This window comes from Pseudomonas sp. SWRI22 (assembly GCF_014268395.2).
Taxonomy (GTDB): domain Bacteria; phylum Pseudomonadota; class Gammaproteobacteria; order Pseudomonadales; family Pseudomonadaceae; genus Aquipseudomonas; species Aquipseudomonas paracarnis.
This window is the reverse complement of sequence record NZ_JABWQK020000002.1, coordinates 1,174,029-1,189,690: the sequence shown is the minus strand read 5'-3', so window position 1 is coordinate 1,189,690 and position 15,662 is coordinate 1,174,029. Positions and strand designations below refer to the sequence as shown.

10 protein-coding genes are annotated in these 15,662 nt (G+C 60.0%); 7 read left to right on the top strand and 3 right to left on the bottom strand.

Translation table 11 applies throughout. The features are described from left to right. Positions 1 to 162: 162 nt before the first annotated feature. The 7 genes from HU730_RS22920 (at position 163) to HU730_RS22890 (ending at position 7,265) form a co-directional block, all read left to right on the top strand. Entirely contained in the window at positions 163 to 1,425 is a 1,263-nt protein-coding gene (locus tag HU730_RS22920) for an OprD family porin (protein WP_034127961.1), read from the top strand. 230 nt (positions 1,426 to 1,655) lie between these two features. Further along, positions 1,656 to 2,474 (top strand): NAD(P)-dependent oxidoreductase, encoded by an 819-nt coding sequence (locus HU730_RS22915; RefSeq protein WP_186527049.1) that lies wholly within the window; start codon positions 1,656 to 1,658, stop codon positions 2,472 to 2,474. A 26-nt stretch (positions 2,475 to 2,500) separates the two neighbouring features. After that, positions 2,501 to 3,376 (top strand): SMP-30/gluconolactonase/LRE family protein, encoded by an 876-nt coding sequence (locus tag HU730_RS22910; RefSeq protein ID WP_054917394.1) that lies wholly within the window; start codon positions 2,501 to 2,503, stop codon positions 3,374 to 3,376. Positions 3,377 to 3,421: 45 nt separating this feature from the next. Beyond that, entirely contained in the window at positions 3,422 to 4,384 is a 963-nt protein-coding gene (locus HU730_RS22905) for a TRAP transporter substrate-binding protein (protein WP_003192291.1), read from the top strand. Between the two features lie 65 nt (positions 4,385 to 4,449). Continuing rightward, positions 4,450 to 4,977, top strand: a complete 528-nt coding sequence (locus HU730_RS22900) for a TRAP transporter small permease (RefSeq protein WP_054898249.1) — start codon at positions 4,450 to 4,452, stop codon at positions 4,975 to 4,977. Position 4,978: 1 nt separating this feature from the next. After that, the gene (locus HU730_RS22895; protein ID WP_032903436.1) at positions 4,979 to 6,259 is read left to right on the top strand and encodes a TRAP transporter large permease; all 1,281 of its coding nucleotides are present in this window, start codon (positions 4,979 to 4,981) and stop codon (positions 6,257 to 6,259) included. A gap of 145 nt (positions 6,260 to 6,404) precedes the next feature. After that, positions 6,405 to 7,265, top strand: coding sequence for an aldose 1-epimerase (locus HU730_RS22890; protein ID WP_127880748.1), 861 nt, complete (start codon positions 6,405 to 6,407; stop codon positions 7,263 to 7,265). Between the two features lie 121 nt (positions 7,266 to 7,386). On the opposite strand, the gene HU730_RS22885 is transcribed toward HU730_RS22890, so the two are convergent. From HU730_RS22885 to HU730_RS22875, 3 genes are all read right to left on the bottom strand, one after another. Next, positions 7,387 to 8,532, bottom strand: coding sequence for an HlyD family secretion protein (locus HU730_RS22885; protein ID WP_034127965.1), 1,146 nt, complete (start codon positions 8,530 to 8,532; stop codon positions 7,387 to 7,389). Then, complete coding sequence (locus HU730_RS22880; protein WP_181125301.1) at positions 8,529 to 10,172, bottom strand: MFS transporter; 1,644 nt, start codon at positions 10,170 to 10,172, stop codon at positions 8,529 to 8,531. Before HU730_RS22880 ends, HU730_RS22885 begins: the two co-directional genes overlap by 4 nt. A 177-nt stretch (positions 10,173 to 10,349) precedes the next feature. Next, on the bottom strand, positions 10,350 to 15,623 hold the full coding sequence (locus tag HU730_RS22875; protein ID WP_186527050.1) for an SET domain-containing protein-lysine N-methyltransferase: 5,274 nt from the start codon (positions 15,621 to 15,623) through the stop codon (positions 10,350 to 10,352). Positions 15,624 to 15,662: the final 39 nt, after the last annotated feature.

The following is a 15,662-nucleotide window of genomic DNA, read 5'->3' as shown; positions in this document are numbered from 1 at the left end:
GCTCCTACAAGGGGCGACCGTGCCGCTGCGTTGAATCGTTTCACCCAAGTCATCGTATAACTTCTGCTTGACACGACCTCAAAACCTCGCAAATATCGCGCTCAATGTTGTACGACAACGTATGACAAATAATAAAAACAACAAAACAAAGGGAGCCTCACTGTGAGTCAATCCGCCCGTCATTCCTGCACTCGCCTGGGCCTTCTCGGTCTCGGCAGCCTGGCCGTCACTCTGCCGCTGGGTGCCAACGCCGAAGGCTTTATCGACGACGCCAAGGCCACGCTCAACCTGCGTAATGCCTACTTCAATCGCAACTTCACCAACCCGACCAACCCCCAGGGCAAGGCCGAAGAGTGGACGCAGAATTTTATCCTTGATGCCAAGTCCGGCTTTACCCAGGGCACGGTCGGTTTCGGGATTGACGTGCTGGGCCTGTATTCGCAAAAGCTTGATGGCGGCAAAGGCACCGCCGGTACCCAACTGTTGCCGGTGCATGACGATGGCCGCCCCGCCGACAATTTCGGGCGTCTGGGTGTCGCGCTGAAAACCAGGCTGTCGAAGACCGAGTTGAAGGTTGGCGAATGGATGCCGGTGTTGCCGATCTTGCGTTCCGATGATGGCCGCTCCCTGCCCCAGACCTTTCGTGGCGGCCAGGTCACCTCCAATGAAATCGCCGGCCTGACGCTCTACGGTGGCCAGTTTCGGGGCAACAGCCCACGCAACGACGCGAGCATGGAAGACATGTTCATGAACGGCAAAGCCGCGTTCACTTCGGACCGTTTCAACTTCGGCGGCGGCGAATACACTTTCAACGACAAACGTACCCAGGTCGGCCTGTGGTACGCCGAACTGACTGATATCTACCAACAGCAGTACCTCAACCTCACCCACAGCCAGCCGCTGGGAGACTGGACCCTGGGCGCCAACCTCGGGTTCTTCAACGGCAAGGAAGACGGCAGCGCCCTGGCCGGCGACCTCGATAACAAGACCCTGTTCGCCCTGCTCTCGGCCAGATACAACGGCCATACCTTCTATGTTGGCCTGCAAAAACTCAGCGGCGACAGCGCCTGGATGCGCATCAACGGCACCAGCGGCGGCACTCTGGCCAACGACAGCTACAACGCCAGCTACGACAACGCCAAGGAAAAGTCCTGGCAGGTGCGCCACGACTTCAACTTTGTGGTGCTCGGCGTTCCGGGGCTGACCCTGATGAACCGCTATATCAGCGGCAGCAATGTACACACCGGGGCGATCACCGACGGCAAGGAGTGGGGGCGTGAGTCGGAGTTGGCCTACACGGTGCAGAGCGGTGCGCTGAAGAACCTCAATGTGAAGTGGCGCAACTCGACCATGCGCCGGGATTTCAGCAATAACGAGTTCGACGAGAACCGGATTTTTATCAGCTATCCGATTTCGTTGTTGTAGCTCCAAAGGCAAATCCGATCTCAAAGGTGCCACATATCCATGTGGGAGCTGGCTTGCCTGCGATAGCGGCGGGCCAGTTACCACATTCTTTTCTGACTCACCGCTATCGCAGGCAAGCCAGCTCCCACATTTGATCTCATGCGCCTGGAAGGAAGTTGACAACACCAGGAATCCCTAACACTATTTCTCCATAGTCATACGACAACCTACAACAAAAATCTGGAAGGCCCATGACCACCACCACACCCGCTCCCTTCAACCGTCTGTTGCTCACTGGTGCCGCCGGCGGCCTGGGCAAAGTCCTGCGTGAACGCATGCGTCCTTATGCCCAGGTGCTGCGCCTTTCGGATATCGCTGAAATGGCCCCCGCCACTGACGCTCGCGAAGAGGTACACACCTGCGACCTGGCCGACAAACACGCCGTGCATCAGTTGGTAGAGGGCGTCGACGCCATCCTGCACTTTGGCGGCGTTTCGGTGGAGCGCTCGTTCGAAGAGGTGCTGGGCGCGAACATCAGCGGCATTTTCCATATCTACGAAGCGGCCCGCCGCCACGGGGTCAAGCGGGTGATCTTCGCCAGCTCCAATCACGTGATCGGTTTCTACAAACAGGGCGAGCAACTCGACGCCCATTCCCCGCGCCGCCCGGACAGTTACTACGGCCTGTCCAAGTCCTACGGCGAAGACATGGCCAGTTTCTACTTCGACCGTTATGGCATCGAGACCGTGAGCATCCGTATCGGCTCCTCGTTCCCGCAACCGCAGAACCGCCGGATGATGCACACCTGGCTGAGTTTCGACGACCTGACCCAACTGCTCGAACGCGCGCTGTACACGCCCAACGTCGGCCATACCGTGGTGTACGGCATGTCGGCCAACCTCGACACCTGGTGGAACAACCGCTACGCCGCGCACCTGGGCTTTGCCCCCAAAGACAGCTCCGAAGTGTTCCGCGCCCAGGTCGAAGCCCAACCGCCCGTGGCCGCCGATGACCCGGCCAAGGTCTACCAGGGCGGTGCGTTCTGCGCCGCGGGGCCGTTCGGTGACTGAGTACCCCGCAACCCAAGGGAATGACCATGACTGCTGAACTGATTGTCGATGCCCGCAATGCGGTGGGCGAATGCCCGGTGTGGGTGCCCGAAGAAAACGCCCTGTATTGGGTAGATATCCCCAACGGCGGCCTGCAACGCTGGAACGCCGCCACCGGCCATCTGGCGGCGTGGAAAGCCCCAGAGATGCTCGCCTGTATTGCGCGCACCCAGGCAGGCAATTGGGTCGCTGGCATGCAAACCGGCTTCTTCCAACTCACGCCCCACAACGACGGCAGCCTCGACACCGTGCCGCTGGCCAGCATCGAGCATTCGCGCAAGGACATGCGTTTGAACGATGGCCGCTGCGATCGCCAGGGCCGTTTCTGGGCCGGCAGCATGGTGCTGGACATGGGCTTGAACGCCGCCGAGGGCGTCCTTTATCGCTATGGGTCCGGGGCTGCGCCCCACGCGCTACTGGAGGGGTTCATCACCCTCAACGGCCTGGCTTTCAGCCCCGATGGTCGCACGATGTACGCTTCCGATTCGCACCCGAAGGTACAAAAGGTCTGGGCGTTCGACTACGACATCGAGACCGGCACGCCGTCCAATCGCCGCCTGTTCATTGATATGAACGACTTCCCCGGACGTCCCGACGGTGCAGCGGTGGACGCCGAGGGCGGTTACTGGATCTGCGCCAACGACGCCGGGTTGGTTCACCGTTTCACCCCTGACGGTCGCCTGGACCGCTCCCTGAGCGTGCCCGTGAAAAAACCCACCATGTGCGCCTTCGGTGGCAGCCGCCTGGATACTCTGTACGTCACCTCCATCCGCGACGACCCGAGTGAACAGTCGCTGTCTGGTGGCGTGTTCGCCCTCAACCCCGGCGTCCAAGGACTGCCCGAACCCCGCTTCATCGTTTAATCGCTGTGCCTTGAATACAACAATAACAAGACAGGAGTGACTTCCATGGACTTCAAACGCACCTTGCTCGCCGCTGCAATCTTCACCCTCAGCAGCGCAGCCCACGCGCTGGAAATCAAGTTCGCCGACATCCACCCCGCTGGCTACCCCACCGTTGTCGCAGAAGAAAACATGGGCAAGGCCCTGACCAAGGCGAGCAACGGCGAGCTGACCTTCAAGTATTTCCCCGGTGGTGTGCTGGGCTCCGAGAAGGAAGTGGTCGAACAGGCCCAGGTCGGCGCCGTGCAAATGACCCGCGTCAGCCTCGGCATCGTCGGCCCGGTGGTGCCGGACGTGAACGTGTTCAACCTGCCGTTCGTATTCCGCGACCAGGCGCATATGCGCAAGGTCATCGATGGCGAGATTGGCGACGAGATCCTCGCCAAGATCACCAACTCCGAGTTCGGCCTGGTGGCCCTGGCCTGGATGGATGGCGGCACGCGCAATCTCTATACCAAGAAACCGGTGCGCAAGATCGAAGACCTCAAGGGCATGAAGATCCGCGTGCAAGGCAACCCGATTTTCATAGAAGCCTTCAACGCCATGGGCGCCAACGGCATTGCCATGGACACCGGCGAGATCTTCAGCGCCCTGCAGACCGGGGTCATCGACGGCGCGGAAAACAACCCGCCGACCTTGCTGGAACACAACCACTTCCAGAACGCCAAGTACTACACCCTCACCGAACACCTGATCCTGCCTGAACCCATCGTGATGTCGAAAATCACCTGGAACAAGCTCGACCCCGCCCAGCAGGACATGGTCAAGGCCGCCGCCAAGGCCGCCCAGGCTGATGAGCGCGTGCTCTGGGACGCCAAGTCCGCCAGCAGTGAAGAGAAACTCAAGAAGGCCGGCGTGGAGTTCATCACTGTCGACAAAAAGCCCTTCTATGAGGCCACTGCGGCGGTGCGTGCCAAATACGGTGCGCCGTATGCGGACATGATCAAGCGCATCGACGCGGTTCAATAACCTCCCCTGCCCCTGCATAAGGCCCGGCGCGGTCGGCATCGACGCGCCCGGTCACGGTGAACGCCATGAAGACTTTACTGCTGCGCTTCAATGACCGCCTTTACATGACCTGCATCTGGGTAGCCGGTCTTTCCGTCCTGGGGGTCGCCTTGATCATTCCCTGGGGTATCTTCACCCGCTACGCCCTCGGCACCGGTTCCAGCTGGCCGGAGCCCACCGCCATCCTGCTGATGCTGGTGTTCACCTTTATCGGCGCCGCTGCCAGTTATCGTGCCGGTGCGCACATGTCGGTAGCGATGATCACTGACCGCTTGCCGCCTGTCCAACGCCGCCTCGTCGGCATCCTCTCGCAACTGCTGATGGGCACCATCTGCGTGTTCATGACGATTTGGGGCACCAAGCTGTGCCTGTCCACCTGGAACCAATTCATGAGCGCCATCCCTACCCTGCGCGTAGGCATCACCTATATGCCGATCCCGATTGGCGGCGTGCTGACCCTGGTGTTCGTGGTCGAAAAGCTGCTGCTCGGTGATCAGAGCAACCGCAAGGTGGTGCGTTTCGACCTGGTTGAAGAAAACGAAGGGGCCGCCTGATATGGACGCATTGATTCTGTTGGGCAGCTTTGTTGTATTGATTCTGATCGGCATGCCGGTGGCCTATGCATTGGGGCTGTCGGCGCTGATTGGCGCGTGGTGGATCGACATCCCGTTCCAGGCCCTGATGATTCAGATTGCCGGTGGGGTGAACAAGTTTTCGCTGATGGCGATTCCGTTCTTCGTACTGGCCGGGGCGATCATGGCCGAGGGCGGTATGTCGCGGCGCCTGGTGGCCTTTGCCGGGGTGCTGGTGGGCTTTGTGCGTGGCGGGTTGTCCCTGGTCAACATCATGGCTTCGACGTTTTTTGGCGCGATTTCCGGCTCATCCGTGGCCGATACCGCCTCGGTCGGCTCGGTGCTGATTCCGGAAATGGAACGGCGGGGTTATCCGCGCGAATTCGCCACCGCCGTGACCGTCAGCGGTTCGGTGCAGGCGCTGCTGACGCCGCCCAGCCATAACTCGGTGCTGTACTCCCTGGCGGCAGGCGGCACCGTCTCCATCGCCTCGCTGTTCATGGCCGGTGTGGTGCCGGGCCTGTTAATGAGCGCGTGCCTGATGGTGCTCTGCCTGATCTTCGCGAAAAAGCGCGACTACCCCAAAGGCGAAGTCATCCCCTTGAAGCAGGCGCTGAAGATCGCCGCCGATGCGCTCTGGGGCTTGATGGCCATGGTGATCATCCTGGGCGGCATCCTCTCGGGCATCTTCACCGCCACCGAGTCGGCGGCGATTGCGGTGTTGTGGGCATTCTTCGTGACCATGTTCATCTACCGCGACTACAAATGGCGCGAGCTGCCCAAGCTGATGCATCGCACGGTGCGCACCATTTCCATCGTGATGATCCTGATCGCTTTCGCCGCCAGCTTCGGCTACATCATGACCCTGATGCAGATCCCGGCGAAGATCACCACGCTGTTCCTGACCCTGTCGGACAACCGCTACGTGATCCTGATGTGCATCAACGTCATGCTGTTGTTGCTCGGCACGGTGATGGACATGGCGCCGCTGATCCTGATCCTCACGCCTATCCTGATGCCGGTGATCCTGGGCATCGGCGTCGACCCGGTCCACTTCGGCATGATCATGCTGGTGAACCTCGGCATCGGTCTGATTACACCGCCGGTGGGCGCAGTGCTGTTCGTCGGCGCGGCGGTGGGCAAGACCAGTATCGAGAAAACCGTGAAGGCCCTGCTGCCGTTTTATGCGGTGTTGTTCCTGGTGCTGATTGCGGTGACCTACGTTCCGGCGTTGTCGCTGTGGTTGCCCCATTTGGTGCTGTAAAGGCAAACCAATGTGGGAGCTGGCTTGCCTGCGATAGCGGTGTATCAGTCATGAATGCATTGACTGACAGATCGTTATCGCAGGCAAGCCAGCTCCCACAGTTGAATCCTCAGTGTTTGTTTTGACTTCACTAGGCAGGTCAATCGTGATTGAGCTTACAGATCAATTCACCCATCTGGTGCTCGCCCCCGCCATCGGCGGCAGCCTCGTCAACTGGACGGTACGCGACACCGGGCAACCGCTATTGCGGCACAGCGACAAGCACGCGATCAATACCGGGCTGCCGGGCAAGCTGGGCTGCTATCCATTAGCGCCCTGGTCCAACCGCATCGCCCACGGCGGCTTCGACAACCCCGATGGCTGGCTGGCACTGGCACCCAATAGCCCCACTGACCCTTTTCCGATTCACGGTTCGGCCTGGCAGCAGGTATGGCAGGTGACAAGCCAGTCAGAACATGAAGTGGTGTTGGAGCTGCGCTGCGAAACGCCCTTCGCCTATCACGCCCGCCAACGGTTTCGCTTGAACAACGGTGAGTTGAATATCCAATTGTATGTAACTCACTTGGCCGAGCAACCCGCCTGGCATGGGCTGGGCTTGCATCCGTACTTGCCGCGCCGGCCGGGTACGCGGCTGCAGGCAAAGGCTAGGCAAGTGTGGATGAGTGATGCAGCCAAGCTGCCCACAAGGCTGGAACCTGTTCCCGAGGCCTGGGATTTTCGGCAACTCAAAGGATTGCCAGAGGGGCTGGTGGACAACGGCTTTTGCGGCTGGGATGGGCACTGCGTGATCGAACAACCGGAGCTTGGCTATCGCCTCGAATGCCAGGCCAGCGGCGCCGATTACTTCCTGCTGTACTGCCCGCCAGGGTTGGAGTTTTTCTGCATCGAACCGGTGAGCCATCCGGTGAATGCCCATCACCTGGCGGGCAAGCCTGGCCTTAAGCTGCTGGAGCAAGGCCAGTCAACCCACCTGGCATTCAACCTGAAATGCACTCCAAATGCCTGAACTGTAGGAGCGAGCTTGCTCGCGAAAAACTCACAGGCGCCGCGTTCATTCAGAAAACACGCGTTATCGTTGACGTTTTTCGCGAGCAAGCTCGCTCCTACAGTCAGAGGATGCGTCAACGTCAGGGTGGGCTGTTTTTCAGGCGCCCTGCCGTATCGATACTCACCACCACCGACAACCCCGGCCGCAAGCGCTCACTCTCGGCCTGGTCCGGGTCCACGATGATGCGCACCGGCACCCGCTGGGCGATCTTGACGAAGTTGCCGGTGGCGTTGTCCGCCTGCAACAGGCTGAACTCGGAACCGGTGGCCGGGGAAATATGCTGCACCGTGCCATGGAATTTGCGGTGGTTCAGCGCATCCACGGTGAACGTCACCGGCTGGCCGACCTGCACATTGTCCATCTGGGTTTCTTTCATATTGGCAATCACCCACAACTGCTTGGGCACCAGCGCCATCAGTTGCGCGCCGGAATTGACGTAGGCGCCCAGGCGCACGCCGATTTGCCCGAGCTGACCATCCCGTGGTGCCGTGATGCGTGTATTGGACAGGTCAATGCGCGCCAACTCCACCGCCGCCTCGGCACTCGCGACAGCTGCCTCCAGGGAGCCGCGGTTGACGATTACCGTCTGTAAATCCTGGCGGGCGATTTCCAGGCTGGCCTGGGCCTGGGCCACGGCAGCGATGGTCTGTGCGTTGGCCGCACGGGTCACGTCCAGTTCGCGTTTGGACACCGAGCCATCGCTGATCAGTTCTTCATTGCGGCGCAAATCCGCAGTGCTCTTGCGTGCCTGGGCCTGACTGTCGACCAGCGCGGCCTGGCGCAGCTTGATGGTCGCTTCGGCGCTGTTGCGTTGCTGCACCACGTTGGCCAACGAGGCCTTCTGCACCGCCAGTTGCGCCAGGGCCTGGTCGAGGCGTTGCTTGTAGATACGGTCATCCAGGCGCACCAGCAAGTCGCCGGTCTTGACGTACTGGAAGTCCTGCACCGGCACTTCGAACACATAGCCGCTGAGCTGCGGGCCGATAATCGTCACCTGCCCACGCACCAAAGCGTTCTCGGTGGTTTCCACCGCACTGCTGAACGGCGGCAGTTGCCAGGCGTACAGCACGATCAGCACACCGATGATGGCGATGGCGGCAAAGCCCAGGGACGAGACGATACGCACGCGCAAGGGCCGCAATTGGGTAGGCACCGCGCCCGGGGGCGTGCTGCCTTCCGGCGTGGCGGCGATGGCGGTCGTGGTGGTGGTTGAAGGTTCAGTCATGAAGTTGCGCCGCTGGGTTGAACAGGAGGAATTGCCTTGGTGGTGCTCATCAACCACAGGCTACGGGTGAAGATCCACAGCATGGTCAGGATCGCGATAATCGCGATCAGCATGAAGACATCGTTGTAAGCCATGACGTTCGCCTCGCGGGTGGCCGCCGTGGCCAGGCTGCGGATGCCCATGAGGTTGCGCAGTTCCGGGTCAGCGACGATCTTGCCATAGGCCGCCCCACCACTCTGCACCCGCGCCGCCACAAGCGGATCGATCAGGGTCAGGTGCTCGACGATCATGCTCGAATGATACTTCTCGCGCACGATCTGGAAAGTGCCCAGCAACGCCGCGCCGATCAGGCCGCCAAGGTTCTGGCAGATTCCGAACATCACCGAGAAGCTCACCAGGTTGCGCGGGTTGGTCAGTACGTTTTTGGTGCCCAGCACCATGGTCGGCCCCAGGAAGAACGTACCGCCGAAGCCTAGCAGGAACTGGCTGATATAGAGGTTCTGCGGACGGGTCAGGTTGCTGGAAAAACTGTCCATCACCGAACCTGTCGCCATCAGCGCCAGGGAAATGATCAGCGGCATCAGCAAATGCGCCGGGTTGATCGTCAGCGCGCTGACCACCAGCCCGGCAATCGCCCCGGCCAGCATCACCACGTACAGGGTGTGCATCTGCTGGTAGCTCATGTTCAACATCTGCATGAACCCCACCGCACCGGTGGATTGCTCGGACAGCACCATGCGAATCAGCACCACCGCCAACGCCAGGCGGATCATCACGCCGCTGCCCAGCCAGCGCGTCATCAGCATCGGGTTGCTGCGGTTATGCTCGATGGCGAGCCCCGCCATGATCAGTACCAGGGAACAGGCCGAGGCCACGCCGATCCACGGCGCTTCCAGCCACCAGTCAATACGCCCCAGGGACAGCACCGCACAGAGCAACGCCACGCCGCTGGCGAGGATGGCGAAGGTGAGGAAGTCGAGTTTTTCAAAGGTCTTGAAGCGATCGCCCGGCGGCAGCTTGAGCAGGAACACGCAGCCCAGGCAGATCAGCGCCAGGCCCAGTTCGAACAAGTACAGCCCGCGCCATTCGGCAATTTGCAGCAAATCTTCGGAAAACAGCCGCGCCAGGGGCAGCGCCAACTGCGCGGTACCCAGCCCCAACACCAAAGCTTTCAACCGCCACTTGGCCGGGAATGCCTGGATCATGTAGTACAAGCCCAACGAACTCAGCGCCGCACCCACCATGCCATGGGCGGCCCGTACCGCAATCGCCGAATTGAGGTCATTGACGAACAGGTGGCCGAAGGTCACCAGCGCGTAGAGCACCAGGAACACCTCGGTAAACGCACGCAGGCCGAACTGCTGGCGAAACTTTACCAGCAGCAGGTTCATGCACACGTTGGTCATTACATAGGCGGCGGGCAGCCAGGCCATTTCCGCGGTGGTCGCGCCCAGGGCGCCTTGCAGGTATTGCAGGTTGGCGATGACCAGGGCGTTACCCAAGCCGCCGGTGATTGCCACCAGCACGCCGACCAGCGCGAAAAGCCAGCGCTTACGCGTAGGATGCAGCGGCGTCGACGGCGAGCCAGGCAGGCTCGGCCGCTCGTGGGGTTGCCAGGTGTGGGGGGTGTATTTATCCATTCGGTGACCTTGGTAAGCCGGGGTGCAAGGCCGGTGAATCCGTTATACAGAGGAACAGTAACCTGAGAGGCGTTCATGTTGCCATCTTGAGGACGCAATTGATCGTCAATGGGGCACAGTCAAATGGCGCCCACTGCCCGGCATCATTTGTCTTGCCCCTTCGCCCAGCGCTTGAACTCAGCGATCAGGGTCCGGCTTGATCGCTATATCAGGCACCGGCTTATAGAACGGTCCATAGTCCAGCAGTAGCTCCTCGCCTCTCTTGATGTCCTTGAGCGCCACATAGAACGTCAGGTTTTTCCCGACCGCGATGGACACGACATTGTTGGACATCCACGCAGGCCCCTCGCCCAGTTGCGAGGTATTGATCAGGCTCAGGGTGTTGCCAGTGTGCAGGCCGCTCACCGTCCGGGTACCCGAGCGCGTACCGAACAGGTAAGTCATTACAGCTCGCGAACCTTGCTTGCGCTGCTCCTCGAACAGTGACGCTTCGTCTGCATGGTATTTGCCTGCATAAGGGCCAAGCACTTCAAATTGGGGGATATCGCGCCGCGCCCATACCGAAGCGCCGCGAGCCGGCCCCCCATCGTCCAACGGCGTGACCACCTCCAGGGCATCGTCAAATCGGGTCTGATGCTGGCCTTCGGTGCGCAGCCAGTCTTTGATCGACGCCTTGATCTGTGCTGAAACCCTCGCCTTAGTCGGGCTATCAAGCCCATCGAGCACGCCATTCCAGTGGGAGATGCGGATGTCATCGATCGGGCCTTCGAGTGATTGGGTCAAGCTGACTCTGGGGTTCACCGGGTCCTGCAGAATCGGCAGCGTGTTGTCGATCTGATGACGAGGCAATGTCGGGAAATCGCTGGGTTCAACCTTGATCACCACGGGCGGGACTGTCGAAGCGGGGGCTGGGGCCTCCAGGCCTTGCGCTGTGCCGGCGCCGACCTTTGATGGTGGCGGGTCCAAGGGCTCTGATGCGGGGCGTTTTCGTGGGGTATCCGTAACCGATTGCCCAGGAACGGGGCGCGGCCCAGTGCCTTGCTGTAACCGTCCCAGACGTTGCGAGGCGTTCGCTGTAAACGAGCCGTCCGCTCTCACGTACTTACTCCAGAGGTCTGGACTAAGCCTGTGCTGTTGCACAAACTGCGCCTGCGTGACGGAGTTGTCTGCGCTCTCGGCAAGCGCTTGCCACTGGCGCAAAAGGTCACTGGTAATCCTGCGATAGGCGCCATCGGTTACATTCTTCATCAGGGCTTCGCCGGCCGCCGACAGGGCACCATCAGGACGGACATACGCTCTGAACGAATGCACACTCAGGTTATGCTGAACGGCGAACCCCTCCATGGTCATGGTCTCACGCGCCTGCTGAGTCAGCTTTTGCCACCTATCGATATGCGTTTCGGTCACCCTGCCCGCCGCCATGTTGGCAGAGCGGTCGCGCACCGTCACACCGGCAGGGCTCAGTTTGCCGTCAGGCTGCACGTAATACTCAAAGGTTCTCGGGGATAGATGTTTCTGGCGAGCAAAGCCCCTGCGTGTAAGGCTTCGTTGCTGCGCGGGCGGCAACGCCTCCCACTCGCGCAAATGCCCAGCCGTGACCAACTCCATGCGCGCCCTGGGAACATGGGTGATCGGGCCCAGTGCGGCGCGCTCAAGGCGTTCGCTGGCGGTCTTTTTCAAGGAACCATCAGCGTTGACCCAGTCTCTCCAAGTGGCTGGATGGAGCCCGTTCTCGCTTGTGAACTGCGCTTGCGTGATCGCATTATTCGGGTCCTCGAAATAGGCTTTCCACTGGCGAAGGTGGTCGTCGGTAATCTTGTTAGGGGCAATACCGACCACCCTGTCCATCAGTTCTCTACCGACCGGCCCCAATGTACCGTCTCGCCGCACATGGGTTTTGAACGAGCCTGGATTAACGTGATAAAGCTCGGCAAACCCCTCGAGCGTCATTTCGTCACGCTCCGTCTGTGGCATGTCTTGCCAATCACGGATATGGGTTTCAGTCACGGTATAAAATGGCGTATTGGGTGCACGGTCGCGCACCGCCACGCCGATAGCGGTCAACTGACCATCTGGTTTTACATAGCGATTGAACACTTTCGGGTGCAGATGTTGCTGCCGGGCGAAGCCTGCGGGGGTAAGGCTTTGCTGCTGCTCCAATGATAACGCCTGCCAAGCGCGCAAATGATCGGCCATGGGGGTCTGGGCCTGAACAGCGGACGCCCGTGCGGCGCTTTGCAGTGCGCGTTCCAGACGCTGCGCGCCCGCTCCCTTCAATGAGCCATCCGCGTTGACGTACTGCGCCCAGCTACGTTGGCTGAGCCCGTGCTGGCTCACGAACTGCGCTGACGTCAATGAGTTGCCTGGTTGCCTGAAAAGCTCATCCCACTGGCGTAAATGATCATCGGTAATCTGGTTACTTTTGGCGGGACCAGGGGAGTTGATCAGCGTTTCCCCGCGGGTCATCAGGGTACCGTCCTTGCGCGCATACGTTTTGAACGTACCCGGCCGAAGGTTATGAAGAACAGCAAACCCCTCCTGGGTCATTTCGTCACGCTGCGCCTGGGTCATGTTTTTCCAATCACGCACATGCGTTTCGGTCACCTTTGCGGTGAATGCGTTGGCAGGGCGATCACGCACGAGCACGCCGCTATCGGTTAACTGACCGTCTGGCTTTACGAAAAACTCAAAGGTTTTCTGTGTGAGTTTATTCTGCTTGGCAAAGCCCTTTCGGGTCAGCCTTATCTGCTCCTGCGGCGACAAGGCCTCCCAGGCCTTCAAGTGCTCTGCAGTGATCTGCCCGCCGCCGGGTGCCCCCAGGCGTTGCCATTCGTCGCCCTGTACATGCTGGACCAACAACTCGGTTTGCCGGTTGTTGTGATAAACCCGGGCCTGCACGGTGCCGTCTTCCGTGCGCGACACCTGGCGCACCTCATACACCGCTGTGTCACCGTTGCTGTCGGTATGGCGTATGTGCGAGGAGTGCCCATCGGCTGCCACATATACGCCCTGGCTATTGCGTGTGAGCCCTGCGATTTTGGATTCAGGTACTTTGAAGTGCCCGAACAGCTCATGGCTCAGCTCACTTGGCCCATCGAAGCTCGCAGTGTCCACCTCACCGTCGACAGCCTGGGTTGCGGCCTTGAACTCATCGAGCGGGCCGCCATAAGGCCGCATCGCGTCGGCATCGAATGCATACCACTTGCCACCCTTGAGCACCGCGGCCCCCTCCACCGTCTGGCCTGCCACCTTCACGGTGCCCGTTGCGGCGGCTTCGTACTGTTTGCTGATCGCCTTCAACACGTCATAACTGCCGGTGGCGCCCCTGAGCTTGTTGACGGCCTTGACGCCTTTGGACAATACATAGAGACCAGCGCTACCCACCAACCTGGGCAAATCGCCCACCCCGCCGACGGGGTTGAGTACGTCAATGGCCGCCACGCCGATGACCTTGACCGCCCGCAATGCCTTGGCCCCGGCAGACAACGCAGAACGGCCGACCTTGAGCAACTTTCCTGCGGTGGAGGTGCCGGCGGTAAGAAAACCGAATACATCCAGCAAGAGGTCAAAAGCACCCGCGCCATACTGCCCGTTCTGAAAATTGACAATGGCGGACCTGAACGGGATCAGGTTCAACAAAAACTCGCTCAGCTGTGCGTTCGCCTTGTCCAAGGCGGTTTGCCCACGGGCCTGCTGTTTGATAGCGGGATCGTCGAGGTCCAAGTGTTCGACAAACGCCGTGGCAATCCCATGGGATCGAGCGCTGGTAAAGCTATCCCAAGGCGCGTTATTCAGCGGTCGCTCACGTCCCAGATCATCGGCTTTATGGCTGGGCGTGAATACTTTGGTCGTCGAAACCTTGTTGCCATCCCTGTCTTCCTTAACCTTTGTACTGTAAAGGCTCGTCTTTTCGATCGTGCCTTTGTTGAAGTCGATGACGTAGGCGTGCGACGTGCCTTGCAGCTCGGTTTTGACCAACAGCCCCGGTTCATTTTGAGCATACGTATTATTGAAATGCCCATCCATGACGTATGAGCCTTCCTGGAAAAAACTGACCTTTCCAAACTCGAAATGCTTGCGATCCTGTAAGGGCAGTTGCGAGATCATGTGCCTGACCGTTGTATTGACGGCGGCCTTTTTTTCCTCCATTGCACGGCTGAACTGCCGTTCGAATTCTGCCGGCACGCCAAATTGCCGATTGGCGTTCAAACTCGTTAGTACCCTTTGCAGGTCGTTGCCCTTGAGTGAGCTGCTGGGTTCGTGCGCCTTGAAAGGCCGGGACTCCAGCCAGTCGTCCATGGCGACATCCAAGAGTGAAATACCTCCCCCTTCAATCTTCACGTAGTGCTGATCGACAGCAAATACTTTCGCCTCGAAAAACGCGCCAAGGTCGCCAAATCGCTCCTTGAGCCTGGTCAGGGCGATCTCTTTTCGCGTGGGCAATGCCTTATCCAGTGCATAGGAGGCAGTGAGCCGGGTGTCCAGCTGGGCGTTGAATGCGGCCCTTGCCGATTCAAGTTGCGCGGGTGGATAGTCGCCATTCTGTCTTTTTGTGAGAACGCCACTGGCCACGGCCCAGTCCAGCAATGCCACCGTCTCTGCCGCTTGGGTAACTCCTGGGTCAACCCGCCGTGCTTCTTGCGCCTCGCTCATGACCTGGGCAAACGTCATGCCGGGGACTTTGCCCGGCGTCTGCGCCTCAATCGTCATCGCAGCAATCGCCAGGCTGGCCCATGCCTGGCTGCCGACTTTCACCGTCGCAGGAATGTCTTTGATCAGAAACTGCGGCGCCGACTTGGCCAGCAACAGGTACGCGCCGACACTTGCGAGTGCAGCGCTGGTTTTGCCAGTACGACTCAAATGTTCGGCCAAGCCAGCCATCACCGTGGCTGCGTGGTGTCCCCCATGCGTGTCACCGCCCAGATCAAACCCGGCGACGCTGTTGCAATCGGGTGCGGTGATCGACTCAGGGTCCATCTGCAGTGCGATAGCGGCCAGTAGGTAATCGCTCGCGCTGCTTTCGCTGTCAATGCCCTGCATTGTTTGCTGCAGCGCGTTGCCCATCCGTTGCCCTTGCGGGGAATTGACCAGCGCTTCGAGTATTTTGGCCGGGTCGCTCCCCACTTCTGCCGGCAGCGGCTGGCGATACCGCAGAAACTCCAGTACGCCACCCTTGGTTTGCATCACCAGCGGTTGGTCGCCCAGAGGGTGTGCGTAATTCATCGTCGCAAGGCGCAAGCGCCGCTGCTCGTCTGCACTCAAGGGATTTGGCCAGGATAATGCCCCGCCCAAATGGCCCAGTGAGAAGACAGGACTGTTGGGCAATGGCAAATTCTGGCTGGGACGCTGGGGCGTCAACGACGGTTCAAGGTCATCGGCCACAAGCGGTGGCCGTTTTTCAGTTGCTGCCAAGGGAAGCGAAAAATGCGTATGTGCTGCGGTAATTGTCATAAAGCGCCTGTGCATAGTCGAAGAATCATCCAGGCAAAA

Excerpts from the sequence above, each read along its gene's own strand:
- HU730_RS22905 (WP_003192291.1), top strand. The coding sequence starts at position 3,422 with ATGGACTTCAAACGCACCTTGCTCGCCGCTGCAATCTTCACCCTCAGC.
- HU730_RS22900 (WP_054898249.1), top strand. The coding sequence starts at position 4,450 with ATGAAGACTTTACTGCTGCGCTTCAATGACCGCCTTTACATGACCTGC.
- HU730_RS22895 (WP_032903436.1), top strand. The coding sequence starts at position 4,979 with ATGGACGCATTGATTCTGTTGGGCAGCTTTGTTGTATTGATTCTGATC.
- HU730_RS22875 (WP_186527050.1), bottom strand. The coding sequence starts at position 15,623 with ATGACAATTACCGCAGCACATACGCATTTTTCGCTTCCCTTGGCAGCA.
- HU730_RS22910 (WP_054917394.1), top strand. The coding sequence starts at position 2,501 with ATGACTGCTGAACTGATTGTCGATGCCCGCAATGCGGTGGGCGAATGC.
- HU730_RS22915 (WP_186527049.1), top strand. The coding sequence starts at position 1,656 with ATGACCACCACCACACCCGCTCCCTTCAACCGTCTGTTGCTCACTGGT.
- HU730_RS22885 (WP_034127965.1), bottom strand. The coding sequence starts at position 8,532 with ATGACTGAACCTTCAACCACCACCACGACCGCCATCGCCGCCACGCCG.
- HU730_RS22880 (WP_181125301.1), bottom strand. The coding sequence starts at position 10,172 with ATGGATAAATACACCCCCCACACCTGGCAACCCCACGAGCGGCCGAGC.